Annotated in this window: 25 protein-coding genes; 11 read left to right on the top strand and 14 right to left on the bottom strand. The window is 47.2% G+C overall.

What is annotated here, in order from left to right; genetic code table 11:
- Positions 1 to 214 precede the first annotated feature (214 nt).
- Genes AZI87_RS16905 through AZI87_RS16890 form a run of 4 tightly spaced genes read left to right on the top strand, consistent with a single transcriptional unit; the run spans position 215 to position 2,767 of the window.
- Positions 215 to 1,144, top strand: coding sequence for a S8 family peptidase (locus AZI87_RS16905; protein ID WP_253696959.1), 930 nt, complete (start codon positions 215 to 217; stop codon positions 1,142 to 1,144).
- 36 nt (positions 1,145 to 1,180) lie between these two features.
- A complete protein-coding gene (locus AZI87_RS16900) occupies positions 1,181 to 1,657 on the top strand; it encodes a thermonuclease family protein (RefSeq protein ID WP_155722605.1) in 477 nt (158 codons plus the stop codon).
- Between the two features lie 59 nt (positions 1,658 to 1,716).
- Positions 1,717 to 2,091, top strand: coding sequence for a VOC family protein (locus AZI87_RS16895; RefSeq protein WP_063209421.1), 375 nt, complete (start codon positions 1,717 to 1,719; stop codon positions 2,089 to 2,091).
- 19 nt (positions 2,092 to 2,110) lie between these two features.
- Positions 2,111 to 2,767 (top strand): HD domain-containing protein, encoded by a 657-nt coding sequence (locus AZI87_RS16890; protein ID WP_063209651.1) that lies wholly within the window; start codon positions 2,111 to 2,113, stop codon positions 2,765 to 2,767.
- A gap of 15 nt (positions 2,768 to 2,782) precedes the next feature.
- Here the strand turns inward: AZI87_RS16890 and AZI87_RS16885 are convergent, their stop codons facing one another.
- The 7 genes from AZI87_RS16885 to AZI87_RS16855 all read right to left on the bottom strand — a co-directional run bounded on the left by AZI87_RS16885 (position 2,783) and on the right by AZI87_RS16855 (position 8,482).
- A complete protein-coding gene (locus AZI87_RS16885) occupies positions 2,783 to 3,268 on the bottom strand; it encodes a MarR family winged helix-turn-helix transcriptional regulator (RefSeq protein WP_253696958.1) in 486 nt (161 codons plus the stop codon).
- Between the two features lie 87 nt (positions 3,269 to 3,355).
- Entirely contained in the window at positions 3,356 to 4,036 is a 681-nt protein-coding gene (locus tag AZI87_RS16880) for an RluA family pseudouridine synthase (RefSeq protein ID WP_063209418.1), read from the bottom strand.
- Positions 4,033 to 4,623, bottom strand: coding sequence for an RlmE family RNA methyltransferase (locus AZI87_RS16875; protein WP_063209416.1), 591 nt, complete (start codon positions 4,621 to 4,623; stop codon positions 4,033 to 4,035). The genes AZI87_RS16880 and AZI87_RS16875 overlap by 4 nt, the downstream gene beginning before the upstream one ends.
- Positions 4,624 to 4,716: 93 nt before the next feature.
- On the bottom strand, positions 4,717 to 5,979 hold the full coding sequence (locus AZI87_RS16870; RefSeq protein WP_081112264.1) for an MFS transporter: 1,263 nt from the start codon (positions 5,977 to 5,979) through the stop codon (positions 4,717 to 4,719).
- Positions 5,948 to 6,787 carry an ABC transporter permease gene (locus AZI87_RS16865; RefSeq protein ID WP_063209414.1) on the bottom strand — a complete coding sequence of 280 codons (840 nt, stop codon included), beginning with the start codon at positions 6,785 to 6,787 and terminating at the stop codon, positions 5,948 to 5,950. Before AZI87_RS16865 ends, AZI87_RS16870 begins: the two co-directional genes overlap by 32 nt.
- The gene (locus AZI87_RS16860; RefSeq protein WP_063209412.1) at positions 6,780 to 7,607 is read right to left on the bottom strand and encodes an ABC transporter permease; all 828 of its coding nucleotides are present in this window, start codon (positions 7,605 to 7,607) and stop codon (positions 6,780 to 6,782) included. Before AZI87_RS16860 ends, AZI87_RS16865 begins: the two co-directional genes overlap by 8 nt.
- Positions 7,604 to 8,482 carry an ABC transporter ATP-binding protein gene (locus AZI87_RS16855; RefSeq protein ID WP_063209410.1) on the bottom strand — a complete coding sequence of 293 codons (879 nt, stop codon included), beginning with the start codon at positions 8,480 to 8,482 and terminating at the stop codon, positions 7,604 to 7,606. The genes AZI87_RS16860 and AZI87_RS16855 overlap by 4 nt, the downstream gene beginning before the upstream one ends.
- 29 nt (positions 8,483 to 8,511) lie before the next feature.
- On the opposite strand from AZI87_RS16855, the gene AZI87_RS16850 reads away from it, so the two are divergent.
- Positions 8,512 to 9,558: an ABC transporter substrate-binding protein gene (locus AZI87_RS16850; protein WP_081112263.1), complete on the top strand. Its 1,047-nt coding sequence runs from the start codon at positions 8,512 to 8,514 to the stop codon at positions 9,556 to 9,558.
- A 4-nt stretch (positions 9,559 to 9,562) separates the two neighbouring features.
- On the opposite strand, the gene AZI87_RS16845 is transcribed toward AZI87_RS16850, so the two are convergent.
- The 3 genes from AZI87_RS16845 to AZI87_RS16835 form a co-directional block, all read right to left on the bottom strand.
- A complete protein-coding gene (locus AZI87_RS16845; protein WP_063209408.1) occupies positions 9,563 to 9,799 on the bottom strand; it encodes a hypothetical protein in 237 nt (78 codons plus the stop codon).
- A gap of 148 nt (positions 9,800 to 9,947) precedes the next feature.
- Positions 9,948 to 10,742 (bottom strand): alpha/beta hydrolase, encoded by a 795-nt coding sequence (locus AZI87_RS16840; protein WP_063209406.1) that lies wholly within the window; start codon positions 10,740 to 10,742, stop codon positions 9,948 to 9,950.
- Positions 10,742 to 12,373: an ABC-F family ATP-binding cassette domain-containing protein gene (locus tag AZI87_RS16835; protein WP_063209404.1), complete on the bottom strand. Its 1,632-nt coding sequence runs from the start codon at positions 12,371 to 12,373 to the stop codon at positions 10,742 to 10,744. The genes AZI87_RS16840 and AZI87_RS16835 overlap by 1 nt, the downstream gene beginning before the upstream one ends.
- Before the next feature lie 288 nt (positions 12,374 to 12,661).
- On the opposite strand from AZI87_RS16835, the gene AZI87_RS16830 reads away from it, so the two are divergent.
- From AZI87_RS16830 to AZI87_RS16820, 3 genes are all read left to right on the top strand, one after another.
- Entirely contained in the window at positions 12,662 to 13,459 is a 798-nt protein-coding gene (locus AZI87_RS16830) for a hypothetical protein (RefSeq protein WP_063209402.1), read from the top strand.
- A 90-nt stretch (positions 13,460 to 13,549) separates the two neighbouring features.
- On the top strand, positions 13,550 to 15,382 hold the full coding sequence (locus tag AZI87_RS16825) for a DEAD/DEAH box helicase (RefSeq protein ID WP_253696956.1): 1,833 nt from the start codon (positions 13,550 to 13,552) through the stop codon (positions 15,380 to 15,382).
- A 135-nt stretch (positions 15,383 to 15,517) separates the two neighbouring features.
- Positions 15,518 to 16,237, top strand: coding sequence for a hypothetical protein (locus tag AZI87_RS16820; RefSeq protein ID WP_155722604.1), 720 nt, complete (start codon positions 15,518 to 15,520; stop codon positions 16,235 to 16,237).
- Here AZI87_RS16820 and AZI87_RS16815 read toward each other — a convergent pair whose 3' ends face one another.
- Complete coding sequence (locus AZI87_RS16815; protein ID WP_253696954.1) at positions 16,238 to 16,591, bottom strand: STAS domain-containing protein; 354 nt, start codon at positions 16,589 to 16,591, stop codon at positions 16,238 to 16,240.
- A 226-nt stretch (positions 16,592 to 16,817) separates the two neighbouring features.
- Here AZI87_RS16815 and AZI87_RS16810 point away from each other — a divergent pair, with 226 nt between their 5' ends.
- Positions 16,818 to 18,161, top strand: a complete 1,344-nt coding sequence (locus AZI87_RS16810; RefSeq protein WP_063209396.1) for a TolC family protein — start codon at positions 16,818 to 16,820, stop codon at positions 18,159 to 18,161.
- A gap of 71 nt (positions 18,162 to 18,232) precedes the next feature.
- Here the strand turns inward: AZI87_RS16810 and AZI87_RS16805 are convergent, their stop codons facing one another.
- Positions 18,233 to 18,565 (bottom strand): hypothetical protein, encoded by a 333-nt coding sequence (locus AZI87_RS16805; protein WP_063209394.1) that lies wholly within the window; start codon positions 18,563 to 18,565, stop codon positions 18,233 to 18,235.
- A gap of 194 nt (positions 18,566 to 18,759) precedes the next feature.
- Here AZI87_RS16805 and AZI87_RS16800 point away from each other — a divergent pair, with 194 nt between their 5' ends.
- Entirely contained in the window at positions 18,760 to 19,308 is a 549-nt protein-coding gene (locus AZI87_RS16800; protein WP_063209392.1) for a hypothetical protein, read from the top strand.
- A gap of 1 nt (position 19,309) precedes the next feature.
- Here the strand turns inward: AZI87_RS16800 and AZI87_RS16795 are convergent, their stop codons facing one another.
- Complete coding sequence (locus AZI87_RS16795; protein WP_063209390.1) at positions 19,310 to 20,260, bottom strand: hypothetical protein; 951 nt, start codon at positions 20,258 to 20,260, stop codon at positions 19,310 to 19,312.
- 101 nt (positions 20,261 to 20,361) lie between these two features.
- Here AZI87_RS16795 and AZI87_RS16790 point away from each other — a divergent pair, with 101 nt between their 5' ends.
- Positions 20,362 to 21,927 (top strand): FAD-dependent oxidoreductase, encoded by a 1,566-nt coding sequence (locus AZI87_RS16790; protein ID WP_081112262.1) that lies wholly within the window; start codon positions 20,362 to 20,364, stop codon positions 21,925 to 21,927.
- Here the strand turns inward: AZI87_RS16790 and AZI87_RS16785 are convergent.
- Positions 21,908 to 22,741, bottom strand: coding sequence for a CvfB family protein (locus AZI87_RS16785; RefSeq protein ID WP_063209388.1), 834 nt, complete (start codon positions 22,739 to 22,741; stop codon positions 21,908 to 21,910). The two genes, AZI87_RS16790 and AZI87_RS16785, sit on opposite strands and share 20 nt — an antisense overlap.
- Positions 22,742 to 22,838: the final 97 nt, after the last annotated feature.

Genomic DNA, 22,838 nt, shown 5'->3' with positions numbered 1-22,838 from the left:
TTTTTCCCTCCCCGCCTAGCTTCTTAAAAAGACTCAAGAATCCCTGTCCAAACTTTAGACAGTTGCCCAGAGAATTCTGGTGACTGGAATTTTCTGATCACACGCCGTAAATTTCGGGGTGTTCTGAAAAATCTAAACACTCGCAGCGAATTTCAAAACGAAATCGAAATCAACGCACGCAGAGTTGGCTTTCACTTTGCTTTGTACGTCAGTCATGATGACGACAACACTTCCAAAGAAACTTTTAGTGCTTCTTCTTTTTGCAAACCTCGCTGTTCAAGCGCAAGCAGACACGACTGCACCTAAGGATCGCGACATTGTCGTAGCGATCATTGATACTGGGGTCGACATAAATCATCCCCTTATTCGGGATCACTTGTGGGTGAATCCGAACGATCAGAAAAATACTTTAGATGATGATGGCAATGGATATGCCGATGACCTCCATGGATGGAACTTTGTTTCAAACAATAGTGATATCTCAGACAATCACGGGCACGGCACCCACGTCGCGGGAATTATCCTGCAAAAAGCGAAAACTCAAAAAGTGAAATTCATGATTCTGAAATACTACGACCCGCTTCAGTCAGGGGATGACAACTTGCTAGCGACGGTGAAAGCCATTCGGTATGCAACGAAAATGAAAGCGGACATTATTAACTATTCAGGTGGTGGCGACTCAAGAAGCCCGCTGGAAGAAGCTGCTATTCGTGACGCTCAAAAACAGGGAATCGTTTTTGTAGCGGCGGCCGGCAATGAAGGGCGCGACACCGACCGCGTCGGCTACTATCCAGCGGGCTACCGATTAAGCAACATTATTTCTGTTGCCGCCGTCGATTCTCGTAAGCGTCTTTTAGCGAGCAGTAACTATGGTTCCAAGTCTGTCGACATAGCGGCGCCAGGTAAGAACGTTTTTTCATCCCTCCCCGGCGGCCGCTATGGATTTATGACGGGGACTTCACAAGCAACAGCGTGGGTGAGCGGCCTGGTGGCTTCTTTACTGGCACGCTCAGAGAAATCTCTGCGCCCCGAAGATATAAAAAGGTATCTGGAGCAAAGTGCGACGAAGGACCGCATGCTGACTAAGAAAATTCGAACTCAATCCCGTATATCAAGCTTGGCGTCTTTGCACAGCACCCCTTAGTTTGACGAGCAACAAAACAGAAGATAAGCTTAAATCATGAGATTTCACCTTCGACTTATCTTCTGTTTTGCCATCACGTCCCTTCCCTTCACCCTCCAGGCTCAAGTGTGCCAACATGATGACACCACCTTTCGCTGTGTGAAGGTTTTAAAGAACTACGATGGTGATACCTTGACGGTGAATATTCCAAACGTGCCGGCATTGATCGGTAAAAACATTTCAGTTCGCGTTTCGGGAATCGATACGCCCGAGGTAAAAACAAAAAATGGCTGCGAAAAAGAGGCAGGTAAGATTGCCCGCAATTTGGTGGCTAGTACTTTAAGAAATGCCAAGACCGTTGAACTGCACAATGTCCAGCGCGATAAGTACTTTCGCATTCTGGCGGATGTCATAGTAGATGGTCGTTCCCTGAAAGAGATTCTGCTAAAGAACAACCTGGCCTACACTTATGACGGTGGAACGAAAAAACATCCCGATTGGTGCAAGGTTCTGCGTCAGCCGGCCAATCACTGATTCCTTGCACAGTTCCGGGGATTTCTTGATTTCCTAGGAGACCAAAGCAAAATGGGCCCATGAGAATCAATGGCGTCCCCCAAAACCTTTATTCTTGGTATCAACAAAACCTAGGCCTGATGCAGGACTCTGACGGAGCCTTCGTCATTCCGAGTGAGCGTCTTTTAGCGAACTCCGAGCCGGTCAGCTTTTTTCCTTACGACACCAGCTATTTCTCTCCTTCCAACACCCGCAACCTCTTTAATTTCCAGGTCGACAATCTGGCCGCTCTTCTGACCTCCATGGCAGAAAACGGCGTGCGCATTGATGATCGCATAGAAGAAACCGAGCATGGGCTTTTTGCCTGGGTCTATGACCCTGAAGGGAATAGGATTGAACTCTGGGAACCCGCTCATCACAAAGAGACTTTGATCAATTTGCCAGAAGCAGAGTGAGCGGTTTAAGATGGGAGTCATGGAAAACCACACCCCCACCGTTCACGACGAAAAAAAATGGTTTCAGCTCTTTAGCAATAAGGCGCGAGTCTTGTATCCTCCCACGGATCCTGCTCACGATTACCTTCATATCATGCGCGTGGTGAACACCGCGAAGAACTTATGCCTTCATGAAAAAGCGGACTGGAACGTGGTTTTACCAGCGGCTTTCTTTCATGACTATATCAATGTCCCTAAGGGCGATCCTCGCCGCCCCTATGCTTCACAGCTTTCCGCTGAAGCAGCCATCGAGTACTTGAAGTCCGTCGGATATCCAGAGAAGTATTATGAAGCCATTCGCCATGCCATTGAAGCCCACAGCTATAGCGCAAATATCAAGGCGACAACATTAGAAGCGCAGATTGTTCAGGATGCAGACAGACTGGACAGCTTAGGGGCCATTGGCATTGCTAGATGCTTTGCCACCTCGACGATGATGAGCAGACCCTTTTATGCAGAAGAAGATCCCTGGGCTGAATCCCGCAGTTTGGATGACAAAAGCTACGGCATTGATCACTTCTTCCAAAAGCTTTTTAAATTAGTCGATCACTTGAATACACCGACCGCCAAAAAAGAAGGCGAACATCGCATCGCCTTCATCAAAACTTACTTAGAACAAATTAAAAGAGAGATATAAGCAGGAAGTGTGTTCTTACTTTTCACCAATCATGGGAGTGTAGCCGCCCTCGACAAAACCAGCAGCTTTGACAAATTCCTTCATCAAAGAGGCTAGTTGCTTTGTTTTCTCAGGACCCATTTTGTGAAGACATTCAATCATCTCTTCTTGAACTGTGCGAGGCACCTCACGCAGTTTCTGCTCTCCCGCAGGAGTCAATGACACCACCACACGACGAGAATCCTCTTTGGAGGTTGTACGAGACACGAAACCTTGTTCTTCTAATTTTTTTACTACGACAGAAACAGAACTTTGATGAGTGGTAGTGCGAGACGCAAGATCATTGATGGAAAGACCAGGTTCAGCTTGGAGTTTTTTTAGAACAAAAATTTGGGCAGCACTTAGTCCAAGATCTTTTTCTGATTGGCTAGAAGCGACCCTTAAAGCTTTAAAAATAAAGCGTATACAATCCATGACTTCAGCAACTTCAGAATGATACGACGACAGCGGTGCATTGTTCATGAGTTCATTTAACGAGACTCATATTTAATAATCAAACTTATTTTATATGAGTGCACATATATGACGTTTTGCAAAGTCCGCGAAAACTCACAACGATGACACTTCGATGACCCTAGGAAGTCCGAGCATTGATGCGCCTTTTGCACTCGAAAAATCGATTTTATATGAGCGAAGTGCAATTTTATTTTCGCCAAAAAAAACCGTCGAACCGTAGAGTGAATCCCCTAATATGGGGAATCCGTGACGACTTAAATCAAAACGAAGCTGATGGGAACGCCCCGTAACCGGGCTTAAATCCCAAGCCAGGTGGGCATTTGCGGTCTCGTCTAGAAAAATGGCGATTGTCAAACTTGGCTTCCCTTGAGGGCTCTCAAAAGCTCGACGCTTGCCACGAAGTATACGTGATTTCCATTCAAACCTCTGCCCCGGTCGGATTTGAAAGCACTCACGGCTGTTCGGAACATTTGCAGGAATATGTTCAAACCCTTGCTTACTTGTAAGCGCACGATATGTTTTCTGCACTTGTTTTTGCTCAAACCATGCGTTGGCTTTGCGATGAGCCTCTGGATTTTTCGCGTACATAACAAGACCTGAAACTTCAAAATCCAATCGGTGTATAGGAAAAATCTGTTTGTCTAACTTTTTTTGCAGGGCCGTTCCAAGGCAAAGACGTTCATCGTCTTCTTCAAAGCGGCTGGGAGTCGTGAGCACTCCGCTTTCTTTGTCACAGACAACGAAATTTTCGTTCTCAAAAATAATGTGAATCATTTTTTACTGATACCGACAAGAAAGATCTCTTTAGAAATCTTTCGCGTAGAGTCCGGTTTCACCGCTTCACACTTCACGAAAGATTTTTTTATTTCGTCACGAAGTTTGGTGAAGTCATCACTGTGAAAGAGTTTGCAAATAAAATGGCCGTCTTTTTTAAGAAAACGTCGAGCCACATCCAACGCAAGTTCGCAAAGCTCCATCGAGCGGGCCTGATCTGTCATGCGAATGCCGGTTGTTTTGGGAGCCATATCCGACATCACTAAATCGAACGGAGGTTCGAAGCCATGCTCTTTAAAAATATCCTCCAGGTTCAAATCGCGAAGGTCAGCTTGAATAAAAACGGCGTTTTTAAGTTTCACCGTGACCGGGCTTAAATCCACGCCCAAGACTTTGCCTTTTTCGCCGACCATCTTGGAAGCGTATTGAGACCAAGAGCCCGGCGACGCACCTAAATCCAAAACGGTTTGGCCGGGCTTAAAGATTTTGTATTTCTTGTCGATCTCTTCCAGTTTAAATACGGAACGTGCCGCGAAGTTTTCTTGCTTGGCTTTTTTGAAATAGTGATCGCGAGGATTGTAAGTCATATCGGAGGTTTATCGGGCTTTCAAAGGCCAAAGTCTATCACTTCTTGGAAGCATGCTAACTTTGGCTCTTCGGCTTAAAAAAGATTCACTCTTTTAGGCACTTTCGCGAGCTGGTTCCCGCACTAATGCGAGAAGGCCTCCACCAAGAACGAATAGCACCAAAAGCCCCATCATGCCCATACGAGAATTCCCCGTCACGGTCACGCCGACAGCCACCACTAATGGCCCCAGGATGGAGGCAAAACGGCCCACGAGATTGAAGAGGCCAAAGTATTCTCCACTTTCTTCAGGTTTGATCATTCGACCAAACATCGAACGGCTGAGCGATTGCACACCCCCTTGAACCATTCCAATCACCGTCGCAAGCAAATAGAAATGCCATGCTTGGGACATCCAAGTCGCAGCGATCACCGTAAAGGCGTAAATCACAATACACGCCAGAATCGGAGCTTTCGTTCCCCAGCGCTTCGTGAAAGTCCCAAAGAAATACGCACATGGAAATCCAATAAACTGTGTGATCAACAAAGCGGCAATCAGGTCTTTAGCTTCAAATCCGATTGAAATTCCATAATCCACGGCCATGGTCATCACCGTGTAAACACCGTCGATATAAAGCCAGTAAGCAATCATGAAAATAAGAAGATTTTTTTCGTGCAAGAGTGCTTTAAAGGTTCGACGTAGAGTTTTTATACTTTCCTGAGTCAGACGCCATATATTGTGCGGAGAAATCTGCACATGCGGCTCAGGGACATTCTTAGCTAATGGCAACGAGAAAACAAGCCACCACACTGCCACCATCACAAAAGAGATTTTCACGGCTGTCACACCGTCAGGGATTCCGAACGTGGCTGGAAAAAGATACATGAGCACGTTGACGAGGAAGAGAACTCCTCCCCCTAGGTATCCCATCGCATAACCTAACGAAGAAGCATAATCCATCGTGCGCCCTTGGGCGACATAGGGAAGAAGCGAATCATAGAAGACGCTGGCTGCGTTGAATGCTGCCATCGCCACGCCATAAGCGATTATCGCAGCTAACCAATCGCCCATGGGAATAAAGCCCATCGCAGCACAGGAAAGCACCCCGACAACCGTAAAGATCATACAGAACAGTTTCTTAAAGCCTTTCAGATCGGCGATCACGCCCAATGTGGGGCTCAATAAAGCAATCGCCAAACTTGAAACTGAGATGGCCGTGCCTAAACGTGCGGTTGTAACGACGGCGTCGGTGCCATGACTCCAGTAAGACTTAAAAAAGATCGGAAAAAAACCGGCCATGACCGTCGTGGAATAAGCACTGTTGGCCCAGTCATAAAGCGCCCAGCTAAAGATTTTTTTCTTCTGAGTTTGATCCATTCTTCCCCCGGCTTTCTTCAAAGAGAACACGGAAAGAAGCAGAACGGAAGAAGAAAATCAGCACTGACAAAGTCATTAAAAACATAATGCTGGATAAAGCATTGAGCTTGGGCGAGACGCCCATTTTCATGGCCGTATAAAGCTTCACCGGCAAAGTGTCTTGCCCGACACCGTTCACAAAATAAGTGATAAGAAAATCATCAAACGAAAGCAAGAAGCTTAAAATAAAACCACCCAAGATTGCAGGCTTTAAAAGCGGCAATAGGACACGCCGTTGGATTTGCCAGGAACTCGCCCCTAAGTCGCGGGCAGCATCTTCTAAAGACGCCTCCAAATTAACTAAACGCGCATTCACCGTCATCATCACATAGGAAATTGAAAAACTCACGTGAGCTAAAATCACCGTGGTTCTGCCCAGCTCCAACTGCAAAACGAAAAACCAAGAAAGCAATGACAGCGCAAATACGATCTCTGGAAAGATCAGGGAAACCACCGAAAGAGCTTCCACACTGTGACGCCAGGATTTTTGATTACGACGTAATCCCAAAGCGCCTAAAGTTCCCAGAACGGTCGCCACACAACTTGAAGCGACACCTATCAGAAGACTGTTCATCAAAGCCTGCATCAAAGCGGCATCCTGAAGCACCTCTCTAAACCAGCGGACAGTGAAATGAACTTCGTCTGCTGTTTTATCTAAAAAAGCACTGAACAGCATCACCACAATCGGAATATAAAGCGCCGCCAGCACGAGTCCCAAAACTACTTTTGCCAAGACCGGCGCCGCAGGGCGAGCTCCTTCTTTACTCACGCGCCCTTCCTTTTCTTTGAACAACGAAAACGACTCCAAGCAAAAGAATCATCAGCAGCACAGAAAGAGCTGAACCAAAAGGCCAATCCCGGGATTTTAAAAACTGCTCGGTGATAAGATTTCCGAAGAGCATGTTCTTTGCCCCACCTAAAAGATCAGGAATGACATACTCTCCGAGCGAAGGAATAAACACCAGAAGGGACCCGCTCCACAAAGCTTTCTTTAAGTTCGGAAGAATCACCTGAAAAAGCGTGCGCCACGGCCCCGCTCCTAAGTCTTCAGAAGCCTCCACCAAAGTGAAATCCAATTTTTCAAAAGCGCCATAAAGAGGCAGAACCATAAAAGGCAGATAAGTGGTCACCATGCCGTAAAGGACTAAAAATTTATTCTGGGTCAAAGCATAAGGATCAAACGGAACGCCGAAAAAAATCAGCGCACTTTGCAAAGGTCCTTCCACCCCTACAAACAAGCGAATCGCATAAATACGAATCACCAGATTGGTTAAGAAAGGCAGAGCCATCGCCATCACATAAAGCGAACGAAGAGGAGCCGGTGACGTCGCCATGGCCCAAGCGACAAGCATTCCTAAGACCAGACACAGTAAGGTCGTCAGCGACGCCAGCACCACACTTTCAAAAAAGATTCCCAAGTAAGGACCGTTGAAAATGCGCGCATAGTTCTGAAGCGTCCAAGTCCACTCAATGCCCCCGTAAGTCCCGCGAGTGGCAAAACTGACAACAGCGACAATCATCAGAGGAGCTAGAATAAAAGTAAGGAACCACAAAAGTGCCGGAAGAAGAAAAAAATCGCGAAGCCTCATTTGCTTCGTTCTCCAAACACCATGGCCTTTCGCACGTAGGCGTCTAGGTTCATGCCGACGCGCAGTTGATCCGGTGGCACACCGATTTTGCTTTTAATAAGACTGCCATCACCCAAACGAATCGTCGCCAAGTCCTGGCTGACTTCGATGAGCTCCCCTTTGAGGCAGCTAGTAGACTCAATAAAGTGAGAAGCAAAAATGCTTTCTGGATTTTCATAGATTTCACGTGGCGAACTGACTTGCTCTAAAACCCCGTGGTTCATAATGCCGATGCGATCCGAAAGGGCCAGCGCCTCTTCCTGATCGTGGGTGACGCAGATAAAGGTCAATCCCAGCTTTCTTTGCAAGGCTCGAAGTTCTTTTTGCATGTGCTCGCGCATTTTTAGATCTAACGCTGACAGAGGTTCATCCAGCAACAAGACTCGCGGTTCGTTCACCAGAGCCCGCGCCACCGCCACGCGCTGACTTTGCCCGCCGGAAAGAGTTTCGGGCTTCCGATCCCGAAACGACGTCATATCAACCAGAGCTAGAACTTCGGCGACTTTGCTTTCGATAAGGTCTTTACTCAGCCCTTTCAGCTTCAGTCCGAAAGCGATGTTTTCACTCACGGAAAGATGCGGAAATAAAGCATGTCGTTGAAAAACCATGTTGAAGGGGCGTTTCTGAGCCGGAAGTGTATCAACGCGCTGGCCATCCAAAAGAATGTGCCCGGACGTGGCTTTCTCAAGTCCGGCGATGATTCGTAAGAGAGTCGTTTTTCCACAACCACTCGGCCCCAACAAAGAGAAAAACTCTCCTTCTGCGATGGAAAGGTTGATTCCCTTTAACGCCGTTTGACTGGAAAAACTTTTACCGATATTCAGAAGCTCTAACATTGTTTTAACAATAAGAAGGATTTAAAAAAATGTCGAGAATATTGATCGCGATCTCTGTTCTTTTCGCTTTGCTGGCGGGTTGTACGAAAAAAGAGGCTCAAGACACTTCAAGCAAAGTGGTGAACCTCTCAATTTGGGGCAACTATCTTTCTCCGGAAATGCAGGCGCAGTTTGAACAACAAACCGGTATCAAGATCAACATTTCCAACTATTCCTCAAATGAGGAGCTTTTAGCAAAGATGCAAATGGGTTCATCAGGGATTGATGTGGCCGTTCCCTCCGACTACATGGTCGATATCATGCGTAAGATGAACCTGCTTGAGCCCTTAAAAGCGGAACTTCTTCCCAACAAAGCGCTTATCGCCGAACAATTCTTAAAACAGGATTTCGATCCTAAGAACGAATTCTCCGTACCCTACATTTGGACGACGGTGGGCATTGCGGTCAACCGTGAGCTTTACAAAGGACCGATGAATAGCTGGAAGGATCTTCTTACGAACAATCAGCTGAAAGGTAAAATGGCGTTGTTGGACGATGTTCGCGAAACCATGGGGGCCGCTCTTAAGCTTCATGGCTTCAGCGTGAACACCACTGATCCCTCACAAATTGCCAAAGCCAAGGCCACTTTGCTTGAGGCAAAGAAGAACGTAAAGATGTTCTCGTCCGACACGATAGACATTTTAGGGAATAAAGAAGTGGCGGCAGCCCAAGCGTACTCATCAGATGCTTTGCAAGCCGCTGCCCGCGCGCCAGGAAAAATTGAATACATCATTCCGGCAGAAGGTGCGACCGTGGCTATCGACAATTTAGTGATCGCCAAGGGTGCAAAACACATTGAAGCAGCCCATAAGCTGATCGATTTTCTTTTAAGTCATGAAGCAGAAATCAATAAGGTAAAAACGATTTTGGGAGGACCCGTTCTGAGCAAAACTCAATCGGATCTTCCAAAAGAGTTGCAAAACAACGAAGCCCTCTTCCCGAAAGCGGCTACTTTGAAAAATCTGGAACGCATCCAAGATCTCGGAGAGAAGAATAAACTCTTTGAAGATGCCTGGACGGAAATTAAAACCCAGTAGGTTGCTATTTTGCCGCTCGCTGCACCTCAGGAGCGGCACCAGATTCGGCTCTGAACTCCGAATACAAGCAGATCGCGCCCACCACCGTGCAAACCACTCCGGCGCACAGATAAAGCAATACGCTTCTTTTATCCTGTTTAAAGAGATAATAACACAGCCCGATCAGAATCAAGATCGGGCCGACCACAGCGGTCGACGCTAAGACCTGGCGCAGGGCAAAGGCCCCTACCTCTGAATTCATAACCACCACCTACGTTCAATAATTTGGTTATTCTGTAGAACTCTTCGGCAGGACTTTCGTGAAGCTTGATGGGAGTTCCTGATTCTGGAAGCAGAGAAAAACAGTTTTAATTTTCCCGCCTCATCTTGGAACTCTAAAATAAGAAAAATTAAAACCGCGATAGATAGCTGTCTGGCTTTGAGACGATAGTAAGATGATTCAGGCCTGGGAGGATCTCAACTGGAATATTTGCTTTAGTAAAGAGCTCCAAATGTCTTTCGGGAATATCGACTTCATCATCTGCGCCGGTAAAAACCTTCAACGGCGGAGAAAGCTTCACTAGCTTTTCCATTAAGTCATCAGCTGGCGATGCCGCTTTAAGAAATTCTTTTGAATACGTGATCTTTTCCTGACCGCTGCGCATGGCTTCGGGCATATTGACGACAAAACTTCCATCCTCATTCGGAGTGATCCAACCACCGTAACTGGGATAGAAAGCCTGCAAATGAGCTGGTAGACGTGGCGCCAACGCTACAAATTTAGCAAACTGCTTACGCAACTCCGAAGTCGCTACTCGCAACGTAAAACCGCCACCGAGGGAATGACCCGCCAAGGTGATTCGCGAAATTGCCCGTTGCATTTTCATGTGAATGATCAACTCTTCAAGATCGATCTCAAGTTGATTTTCAGGAATAATATCGGAAATGCCCAGACTCGCACCATGCCCACGAAAATCCGGAGTCACGACATTCGCAACACCGGATTGCGCTAAAGCCGAAGCCAGTACGCACATATAGCGACTGTCGCTTCCAACACCGTGATACAGAACAATCAAGTCCTCGCACCAGGCAGGATACATACGATAGGAAAGTGAGGCACCCTGTCGCGTTTTAAAAGTTTCCAAGGGAGCTAACTTTCCCAGTGGAATTTTAAATGTGCGAAGATCCAGGATGCGGCCCTTCATTATGCCAGGGCCTCTTGTTGTTTTTTGCGAGTGTAATATTCGTAATTACCTTCGTAGATACGGATTTGGTTTTTATCCACTTCAAAAACGCGTGTCGTGATTTCTCTTAAGAAGTGGCGATCATGGCTTACGATCATCACAGTACCCGGAAAGTTCTTGATTGCTTCCAATAAAACCTCACGAGACTTGATGTCCAAGTGATTCGTCGGCTCATCCAGAATCAAAAGATTCACGGGCTGAGCTAAGATTGTCGCCAGAACAACGCGTGACTTTTCACCACCTGAAAGAATGGAGATTTTCTTTTCAGCCTCTTCACCCGAAAATTTGAACGCGCCCAACAGACTTCTAACAAAACCTAATCCTGCGTTTGGCATACGCGCATGAACTTCATCTAAGATCGTCGACTTCGGATCTAGAACATCCAAAGAGTTCTGACTGAAATAACCGACATTGATGGAAGCTCCGATATTGACGGCGCCATTTGTAGGCTCTGCATGGCCTGCGATAATTTTTAGAAGCGTCGACTTACCCGCCCCGTTCACGCCGACAACCGCAATGCGGTCCATACGCTTCACTAAAGCATTCGCGCCAGAGAAGACTAATTTCTCTTTACCATCATCCCGCTTCCAGATTTTAGAAAGCCCTTCAAACTTCACGACCTCATCACCACCGCGAGGAGGTACCGGCCATTCAAATTTGATTTCTGCTTCTTCAGGTGGAATTTCAATGCGATCAATTTTTTCTAACTTCTTCACACGCGACTGTACTTGAGCGGCGTGAGATGCACGAGCGGCGAAGCGAGCAATGAACTCTTCTTCTTTTGCCAACATGTCTTCTTGGCGTTTCGCCGCAGCGATCAATTGTTGCAAACGGATCTCGCGTTCTTTTTCGTAGAAATCGTAGTTACCGCCATAGACGGTGATTGTTTTATTCGCGATCTCAACAATTTTAGTGACCAGGCGATTCATGAAATCGCGATCATGGCTTGTCATCAAAATCGCGCCCGGGAAATTGCTCAACCACTCTTCAAGCCAGATAATAGATTCAACATCCAAGTGATTCGTCGGCTCGTCCATCAAAAGAACTTCAGGATTCAAAGCCAGGATTTTCGCCAAAGCGATACGCATCTTCCAACCGCCTGAAAAGCTGTCCGTCGGACGGTGGTAGTCATCAGGGCCAATGCCCAAACCAGTTAAAATTTCTGCTGCCCGAGACTCAAGATCGTAACCACCCAAGCGTTCAAACTCCGCTTGAAGCTCACCGTACTCCTCAAGAATTTTTGTCATCTCGTCTGCATCCAGTTCCGGGTCCGCTAGTTTCGTCTCGCACTCTTGCATGCGCGCTTGCATATCTCCGATGTTGCCAACGGCGGATTTCACTTCTTCTAAAGCGGAGCGACCTTTCATCTCTTCGATGTTTTGTGAGAAATAGCCAATAACAGTGCGATCGGATTTAGAAATCGTTCCACCATCCACACCCTCTTCACCCGTGATGATACGGAAGATGGTGGTCTTACCCGCCCCATTCGGTCCCACCAATCCAATTTTTTCGCCGGCGTTGATTTGGAAAGAGCCGTTGCGATAAAGGATCTTGTTACCGTGTTGCTTAGAAATGTTTGATAAGTGAATCATTCTTTTTTCCTATCTAGTTCGCGTTGGAGCGAGTCCAGCTTGCGAGCAGAGCTCGCTGCACATCCTGCACGTCCGCGCGGATTTATATCTCGAAAATGGCGAAAGTGCGCTAAAAATTTTTAAATATTTTGCTTAGTTTGTGTGCACTTTCAAGAGTGTACACAAAAAAATAAACTTCGGGGAAAAATCGCGCAAGGAAGCTTCAAGAATTTCAAGCACTTCGCGAAATGTAGAGCGCCCTCACATGGTCTTCGTGTTGCTTTTTAAACCCTGCGGAGGGCTTCTAAGATGGCAACCACGATCTACAAAAGCTTCAGACACCATATACTCGCGACGACACTGTTTTCAACTCTGGTCCTGTCGATCGGATGTTCACAATCAGGGCAATTTCCCGTAACTCACTTAGGAGATTCAAACCAAAGTTCAGGGGTCGCAGAGCCAGCTCCCGAAACGCCAGACACTGAAGAACCAACAACCCCAACGACACCGGCTGAACCTGAAGTCCCCTCTTACAAAATGCAGGCCCTCGCCTGGGAAAGCACGAGCTACCCGCAACGCACACTGTGGTCCCAGCACTTACAAAAAATCATCGGCACGGACTGGAACACCCTGCTTGCGGGAGCCGATGATATCGAGGACTTCTGCCCGACCTACTACAAGCTCGACAACGATGAGCGCGCCAACGTGTGGGCGCAGATCTTTGTCGCTATCACGAAATATGAGAGCGCTTACAGTCCTACTTCGCGCATGCAGGAAACCACGATGGGAACTGATCCCGTCACGGGAAAACCGGTGTATTCCGAGGGGCTTCTGCAGCTCTCTTACCAGGACATCCAGTGGTCCCCCTGGTGTGAATTTGATTGGTCGAAGGATAAGTACCTCTCGGCCACGGACCCTAAGAAAACCATCTTGGACCCCTATCTGAATCTGGATTGTGGTGTCGGAATTATGGCCAAGCAGGTAAAAAATAAGGGGGCCATCGTCCTAAGCTCAGGAGTGTATTGGGCGGTGATCAAGAGAGGCGGAAGTTATCAGAAGATCAGCGCAATTCAGTCTATCGTAAAATCACTCGCTTTGTGCAAATAGTACATTTCATGTAAAAAGCCAAGAAATAGGGAGCTTTTGACCTCAAGATCGTTTATCTTCGGGGCCACTTATTCTGAAAGGTTCCCTTTAATGACTCCATTGACAACTGTCGATAGTTTCGAAAGCTTTGGTCTGAGCGCGCCGGTGATGGCCGCTATGCTGGACATGGGCTTTACGACACCGACCCCAATCCAACGCCAAGCTTTGCCTATCCTCCTAGCAGGAGCTCAAGACTTCATCGGTCTTGCATCAACAGGCACAGGAAAAACAGCCGCATTCGGTATCCCTCTTGTAGAGTCTATCGATGCTTCCACAAAAGACACTCAAGCTTTAGTGATGAGCCCCACACGTGAGTTGGCTCTTCAAGTCGCCGAGCAATTGACTTTGCTAGGTAAGAAAAAAGGCCTTCGTGTTGTGACGATTTACGGTGGTTCTAGCTACCGCACTCAAATCGAAGGAATTAAAAGAGGCGCGCACATCGTGGTGGCAACACCCGGCCGTCTTGTGGATTTCCTAGAGCAAAAAATTATCAAACTTCAAAACGTAAAAACGGTCGTGCTTGATGAGGCCGATGAAATGTTGAACATGGGTTTCAAAGATGACCTTGAGTTCATCTTGAAAGCCACACACTCTGAGGGCGAAAGCTCTCACCGTGCGGCCTGCCGTACTTGGTTGTTCTCTGCCACTATGAGCGGCGATGTTCGTCGTATTGCTGAAACGTATTTGGAAAGCCCAGAAACGGTTCAAATCAATAAATCCACGGGCACTGCTGACACTATCGAGCAAGTTTACTACACGGTGAAAGACTCTGCGAAAACGGAAGTCATTGGCCGCTTGCTGCAAACATTGCCTGAATTCTACGGCATCATCTTCTGCCAAACGAAAATGGAAGTGGCAGAGCTAGCAGATATTTTGACTCAACGTGGATTCCCTGCAGATTCTTTGCACGGTGATAAATCCCAACAAGAGCGTGAAGCGACTTTGAAAAAGTTCAAGCAACGCCAAGTAAAAGTGATCGTGGCTACTGACGTAGCGGCTCGTGGTTTGGATATCAAAGATCTAACTCACGTAATCAATCACTCTTTACCTTGGGATGCGGAATCTTATGTTCACCGTATCGGTCGTACCGGCCGTAACGGACAAAAAGGAACGGCGATCACTTTAGTGAACCCTGAGCAATTGAATCTTCTTCGCCGCGTGATGAACACGACGAAAGCGGTTCTTACTAAGGGCGTTGTTCCTTCTGCCGATGAAGTTGCGGGCTTAAAAATCAAAGACGTTTTAGATCGCGTCAGCACAATGCCTGCGGAAGGCGCCGAGCTTCAACTTGCTAATGACTTGATCCAAGACTTGATCCAAAGCGAAGACATCAACTTGCAAAACTTCTCAAAAGAAGAGCTTTTGGCTCGCTTCATCGTGGCTTACTTCCCGAAAGTGTTCGTGAAGAAAGACCAGATGCTCGATTACATGGGCGATCGCATTCCTCGCGAATTATTGCCTCGTGATCCTAACGACAATCGTTTCACTCGTGGTCGCAGCGATAGCGGTGGCCGCAGTGGTGGTGGTGGTTACCGTCGTGGTGGCTACAGCAGCGGTGGCGGTGGCCGTCGCTTTGAGCGCAGCGATCGTGGTGATCGTAACGAACGCAGTGATCGCGGTGGTGACCGTGCAGAACGTGGCGAACGCACAGAGCGTAGCTTTGCTCCTCGCGCAGAACGCCAAGAACGTGCGGAAATCAATCCCGTGACTGGCTACCGTCCTCGTGCAGAAGCTTCTGGTCCACGTCATGCGACGAAGCGTACAGAGCGTTCTGAGCGCGCTGAACGCAGCGAGCGCAGTGATCGTGGTGGTGACCGTGGCGAACGCCGTGATCACCCGGGCATCAAGCGTTTCCGCCCCGGAAAAAAGAAGTATCAAGACTAGTCTCACTCTGAGACGGTCGCTTTTTTCGGCAACCAACTGTTAGTGAGTTCGACAATGGGAAGGCGTGTATGCCTTCCCATTTTATTTTGAGATTTAGGCACCATGTTTGCTTTAGCTGTAGATATGGAGATGCCTATGAAAACTGCGACATTTATTTTTTCTTTTGTTTTCATGATGCTTGCGGCAAAAGCTGAAGCGACGAAACACTCAAGCACATCGCAATTCCAAGCCGGAACCTGCACTTCCTGCTCTACAAGTCAGAAAAGCGCCCAAGCGCAACTGCGCGACATTCGTAACACCATCACCGCTCAAGAAAAAGTCGAAGACATGATCGACGTGACAGAGCTCATGACCTTTGCGGATCAATGTGACAATTTCATCGATTCAGACGGTTTAGGATCCTGGGGTCGAACCATCGCCGAAGAAATGCGTAAAGAGCGCTATGAAAACCTTTATCACGCCACTCCCGACTTACTCGCGGCTTGCCCGGCGTTCAACTCGTTGAATGATAATGGAAAAGAGATGGTGTGGGTAATGATCATCAATACGATGGTGCATCTTGAAAGCTCATGCACGAAATCCGTTACGGCGCGCGGTCCGAATGGAACTTTGAAAGGTCTTTTACAACTTCACAAGGGTCGTGAACAGGTTTACGCAGAAGGTTGCCGCCGTGGCGACGCCGATTCTCCAGCAACAACATTCCGCTGTGGTCTTTCCATGTTAGATAAACAAATGGCTTCGCAAGACGCGCTTTTCTCTCGCAAATCTTATTGGGATGTATTGCGCCCTCAGGCGCGATCTCAAAAATACAAGAAAGTACAAAAAGCAGTTAAAAACTTGGCGTTCTGCAAATAATTAAAACGAAAGCAACGCCGTCTTCAAATCGTCTGCGACTTCGAGTCCGCGGACGACCCCCATACGAATCAATTTTTCTTTGAGACTTTCGCGCAAAGAAGCCAGTCGCAGATCGGCAGGTTTGGCGCGAATTTCTCTTTGCATTTGCGCTAATACCGGAACCGCATCGAGGCTGATCGCGTCGACATCCTGAAAATAAATCACCACACGACTGAAATCCTTCTTACCCAAAAGTTCTTGGCGACAGGCTTCCAAAGCCGGGACGACTTGGCTTGTTATTTCTCCTGTTAAAGAGACAACAAGCATGTTGTTTCTTTGGTTAAAGGCATACTGAAACGACTTCTGGTCTTCCAACGTACAACTCCCGCGAAATCGATGCTTTTTTATCTAAGTTTTTTACAATTTTAACATAGCTCCCCATGCATTAAAGTTTTCTCATTCCTGTATCTCACGATGGAACGAATACACGAGGCCGATTTGGGACCCCATGGTAATTTGGGACCCGAATAAAGACGTGTTTGACAACCAGCTCGGTGGCTAATAACTCTGTGGGTCACATAAATGAGGGAGGGATCCTTTAATGAAATTTCTTACTCTGATTCTGACATTCTTCTTAGTGACGACATCTGCTTTTGCGGCTCCTAAAAAACAACAAGGGCCGGTGAAGATCAATCCTACAACTTTACGCCAACTTTTCTTGTCTCGTAATATCGACATCGCGATTGCGTTGAACGAAGTGCAACAGGCAAAGACACAAGTTTCGATTGCTCGTGGCAACCTTCTGCCTTCTGTGAATTTAGGTGCCGTCATTTCCAGCGGACCTAGCTTCATGCTGACGTCCGTAAGCATGCTTTTACCTTTCCTTATGCCAAGCAGCTGGTTGGACTTAAAAGAAAATACTTACCTTCTTCGCGCTCAAGGGACGTCTTACTATCTTGCGCAGTTGAACGGTTATGCTTCGGCTTACTCGATCTACTTGACGGTTCTGGGTGACATCGAACTTCGCAATGCTCTTCAAGCTCAATACGAAAACTACGAAGAGATCGCGGAAGCTCTGCGCTTGCCTGCCGAAGTGGGCATCATCCGTAAAGAAGAATACTTGCAAGCGCAAGCTCAAGCGAAGAATGCTTTGGTGCAAGTGTCGCAAGTGGATGAGTTGATCAAAAGAGAAAAAGCGTCCGTACGTCAAATGCTAGGTCTTGAGCTGACTCAAGAAATCGTTTTTGAGGGAGCAACTGTTCCTTCCTCAGCAGCTGAAAGCATGACTCCGACCGCTCTACTAGAGAAAATCCACGAAAGCTCGCCAGAGACTGTGCAAATGAATGCGATGATCACTGCGGCTCAATACAACAAGTGGAGCAAGGCATTCAGCTTCTTGACGGGAAGCTCTTTAGGGATGAACCGTCCGGCTTCAGGGGGGGCGTTCAGCTCTGTGACTTCAACGGGCTCTGTGAACATGGGCTTTGGTTACTTCCCAAGTCTTGAACTTTCAAACTTGAATGTTGAGCAACTTCGTCTTCGTAAAAAAGAGTTGCGCTATGACCAAGCGGCTTTGATTGAGTCGACTTTAGGAGCTTTGCAAGAGGCTCACCGTCAGTATCAAGCGGCTTCTTTGGCGGAAGCGAATTTGCGTGAAGTGTACGATGCAGAATACAAGCGTTACCAATTGGGTATCACGGACATCTTGCATGTCCTTCAAGCAGGTAATTCTTTGACGACAGCTCTTTTGAATAAAGTGAAAGCGACGACGAATCTTCACACACTTCGTATCAGTCTTCACCGCATCATGATTTCAGATCAATTTGCAAACATTGAAAAGTGTACGATCGAACGCCAAGGTTCTGGCGGCATCAAAGGGAAATTGGGTCGTATCTTTAAACCAGAAAAATACCGCGTGTCCTTAGACGAAGTCTGCGGCAATTAATTTTAAAAAGTTCTAGTGACCTGTATTCTAGAACACGGTTTAAAAAAGGGCTCGTTGAGAGCCCCTTTTTATTATTGAACACCTGAAGACGACGAGCTGTCTTGTTTAGGCGGACGTCCTCCGTGGCCACGACCAAATTTCGGTGGCTCAAAGCCTTTTTCCTTTAAGCAAGCATCCATCTGCGCCCGTGTTTCCTCATCCAAGGCTTGGGGTCTTTCGCCTTGAACTGGAGCTGGCAATCCCAATTCTTCACGACAGGCGTCGAAAGCGGCACGATGCTCTTCATGCGACTTACTGCGCGCGCTGTCTGCTTGCTGTGCCAAGGCCGGAGCCGAGAGTGCAAGAATAACACTTGTGGCGATATAGAGTTGAAGGTCTGCAAGGACTTGTCTTCGATTTTTCATAAGATTCTCCTTCGTTTGCTAGGATGAGAATAGACAGACACTATGGAGGCAGAGTGGAAAAGTCTCATTTCAAGGCGACCTTCTTCTGCCAATCTAGACCTTTATAATTAGCCAATAGTTCGGCACTTCATCGAACTTTGTAAGGTGATCCTTATTTATGTCATAATGTTTCAACATTCCAAAGAAGGACGACAATGAGATCTCTGATTCTGATTTTACCTGCGTTGATACTTGCGGCGTGTACGACGACTCCTAAGAAGGAAGTTTCGACTCCCCCGCCCGCTTCAGAACCCGTTGCTGAAGAAACTACAGCTATTGATTACATCGCTATCCAAAGACACCTGCAACTTGAAAGAGACCGCGATAGCTTGGGCTTTTCCGAAAAATCTTTTAATACCTGTGACACGGGCTATGGCTATTCACGTTCACAGAACTGCCACAAAGAGCATTTAGTTGTGATTCACTTCCGTCTGCTCTGTCGCGATTCTGAGGGCACTATTTCGACGGTTCTTTCAGAGGAAGACCTACAACCCTTGGGAAGCCGCAATGTGCGTTGGAATCTAAAAGGCATCCAAGGTGTGACCATGACCGACAGTCAAGGTTACGGACAGATCGTCACGGCCGCCGTGCCTTCGCAAAGAACTCAACGTTTGAAATTAGCTGTGGGTTCTCAATTTCTTTATATGCGCGCAAACGAAATTCAGAAAGTGATCACGCCACAGCCTTGGTGCAATTCGTACTAATCTAACGAATCAGGCTGAGCTCTTCATTTTTCTGCTGCAAATTCGACTCTAAAACACGGATCTGCTCTTGTTGTCGACGTACATTTTCTTGAGCTTGTCGAATCTGAGAACTCAAAGTGGATTGATTGCTTTGCGCTTGGGATTGGACTTGTTGCAACTGAACCATTTCCTGTCGTAGAGCTGCGATTTCATCACGAATATCTAAACGTGTTTGTTGAAGATCCTGTAAAGCCTGTTGTTTTTCGGATTGAATCGCTTGCGTATTTGCGAGTGCTTGGGCTGACACATCTGCGCGCTGCTGCTTTAAAACCTCGATTTGCTGTCTTTGAGTTTCTAAAAGCGTTTGAAGTTCAGAAAGCCGTGCGGTTTTTTCGTTGATGTAGTTCCCGTTGTAGACCCAGAAGGTCCATTCTTGCTGAGTTTCACGAACAGCGGCTTCCATATTGCGAATATCCTGATCCAATTGTTCTTTTAGCATCTGCGCCTGACTGGTCTGATCTCGCATCAAATCGGAAGCATGCTGGTTGATGTCTTCTTGTATACGATCAAACCCTTGGAGATCCTCTAAAAAATCCTGAATCTGATTGGATGTGGATCGCAATTGAGTTCCATAGGATCCTTGCGGTGGAATGGCGGAAGAATTATTGGGGTTCTGATTCTGCATGCTATTTTGAGTGCGGGCGCGAATTTCTTCTAAAAGCCTTTGCTGATTTTGAAGTTTAGTTCTTTCATCACTGATTTGCTGCTGAAGCACAGTGATCTCGGATTGCACACGAGCGCGTTCTACGGCTAAGTTTGTTTCGGGCACGGCAGCGACAGTGCGTGTCGGACGCTCGGCCTGTTGCAGGATCAGACTTTGGGTCTCACGCATTTCACGATTGACATAGAAGAGCCACACGGACACTCCGACGACAAAAGCGATAATGGCGTAAAAAAGATTTTTGCGTGTCATATAAAGAGTTTAACTGAAAGCGATTCAAAAACGAATGCGGCCACCCTAGACACTGTTTCTATACATCTGGCATCGACATGTCCGCGATATAAAATGGGCGTATGAACACATATCACACACACGAAACCCACTCTTATTGGATGGACTCGGTGGAAATGCCACCGACCAAAGCTTTGGACAAAGACCTTATGGTCGACACATGCGTGGTCGGCGGAGGTCTGGGCGGATTGATCACGGCCTATCTATTGATGAAAGAAGGTCGCTCTGTCTGCGTTTTAGAGGCCCACGAATTAGGAAGTGGGCAGACCGGCAGAACCACGGCTCACTTTACAACCGCCCTTGATGACCGGTACTTTGAAATTGAAAGACTGCACGGTGAAGAGAAAGCTTCTTTCGCCGCTGAAAGCCATCAGGCTGCCTTAGATGAAATCGAACGCATCATCAAAGAAGAAGGCATCGAATGCGAGATGCAACATCTTGATGGATATCTGTTCCTGGCCGAAGGCGATCATCTGACTACGCTAGAAGATGAATTTCGCGCGGCCACCCGCGCCGGTCTTATAGTAAAGCTCGTTCAACAGCCTCCGTTAGGATTTGATTGCGGGACTTGTCTTTGCTTTCCAAGACAGATTCAGCTTCATCCTTTAAAACTCTTACGGGGACTGGCTGATACCATTTTAAAAAAAGGTCAGGCGATTTTTACCAACACCGTCGTCGTGGACGTACAGGGTGGAGAACAAGCTTCAGTCACAACTCGTGATGGGCACACCGTGCGCGCGCAGAACATTGTGGTGGCGACGAACTCACCGATCAATGACCTGTTTGCGATTCACACAAAACAAGCACCTTACCGCACATACGTGGTGGCTGGTCTTATCGCCAAGGGGCGCTTCCCTCATGTGCTTTGTTGGGATACCGGAGATCCGTACCACTACATTCGCACGACGCCTTACTCAGTCACTCACGATCTTATTATCGTCGGCGGTGAAGATCATAAGACGGGACAAAACCCCTACCCTGAACATTCTTTGAAAAACCTCGAAGAGTGGGCACGCACACGCTTCCCTATTGAGTCCGTGCGCTATCGTTGGTCGGGACAAGTGATGGAGCCCGTCGATGGAATGGGATTCTTAGGGCACAACCCCATGGATAAGAACAATGTCTATATCATCACCGGCGACTCGGGAAATGGCATGACCCATTGTGTGGTCGGAGGAATATTGATTCGGGATCAAATTATGAATCGTCCCAACCCTTGGCAAGAGCTGTATGATCCAAGCCGGGTGAATCTCAAAGCGGCCAAAGAGTTCATCTCTGAAAATGCGAACGTTGCCGCGCAATACACTGAGTATGTCACCCCCGATCATGTGAAGTCGTTGGATGACATTCCGGAAGGCGAAGGCGCCGTAGTTAATTTAGGACTTAAAAAAGTGGCGGTGTACAAAGACGAAGTGGGACACTTGGAGTTTATGTCTGCCGTGTGTCCTCACCTCGCGGGGGTGGTTCACTGGAACTCTTTAGAAAAATCCTGGGATTGCCCTTGCCACGGTTCAAGATTTGATTGTCACGGTAAAGTGATCGAAGGACCGGCCTTCGACGATCTGACTCCCGTCGGTCATAAAGACAAGCCGAAGGAGCAAGACAGTATCAGCCCTCCACCAGCCTGATACCATCGTCTTCAATCGTGATCAGGCGCTTTTTATAAAGGCCGCCTAAAGCCATTTTGTATTTCTTTTTGCTAACACCAAAAAGCTTATAAATTTCTTCAGGGGCGGTTTTCTCTGTCAAAGGAAGAAAGCCGCGTTTTTCATTTAAAAGCTCCAAGATTTTTTCACCGATATCGTCAGAACCTTTATGTCCTGTTTGTTGTAAGCTGAGGTCGACTTTTCCGTCGGGACGGATTTTCTTGATATACCCTTTTAACTTTTCGCCATGATACAGAGGTTGGAAAACTTCGTTTTCGTAAAGAATGCCCCAGTGACGGCCATTGATCACGGCCTTGAATCCCAAATCAGTTTTGGCCGCGATAAAAAGATTCACAGCATCACCTTCTTTGTAATCGCCGGGCTCTTTATCAATGAAACGATCTAAGCGCATGCTCGCCGTAATACGATCGGTTTTATCCAAGTAAATATGAACCACAACATACTGACCTACGCGCAGTTCGCGGGATTGTTCACTGTAAGGAAGAAACAAGTCCTTCGCTAAGCCCCAATCCAAGAAGGCACCGACTTTTTCGATGGCTTTGACTTTAAGGTGAGCAAACTCTCCCACTTGCGCAAAGGGCTCTTCGGTCGTAGCCATCAAGCGGTCTTCAGAGTCATAGCAAATAAAAACTTCAAGCTCGTCACCAACTTCACACTGATCCGGCATATAACGTAAGGGAAGCAGGATCTCTCCATCATCGCCGCCATCCAGAAAGACACCGAAATCCGCATGTTTGACGACCTTGAGTTTGTTAAAATGACCAATCTGTACCACGAGCTTATGTTCCTTTAATTTATGGCGGACTATAACCGAAATTCCATTTCGGAACCATGGGAATTCTGCTATGATGCCGTAAATTCATCCCTTTCTT

Origin of the sequence: Bdellovibrio bacteriovorus, assembly GCF_001592745.1 — a bacterium.
Taxonomy (GTDB): Bacteria; Bdellovibrionota; Bdellovibrionia; order Bdellovibrionales; family Bdellovibrionaceae; genus Bdellovibrio; species Bdellovibrio bacteriovorus_B.
Note: the sequence above shows the minus strand (reverse complement) of the source record. Positions and strands in the feature narration are given on the sequence as shown.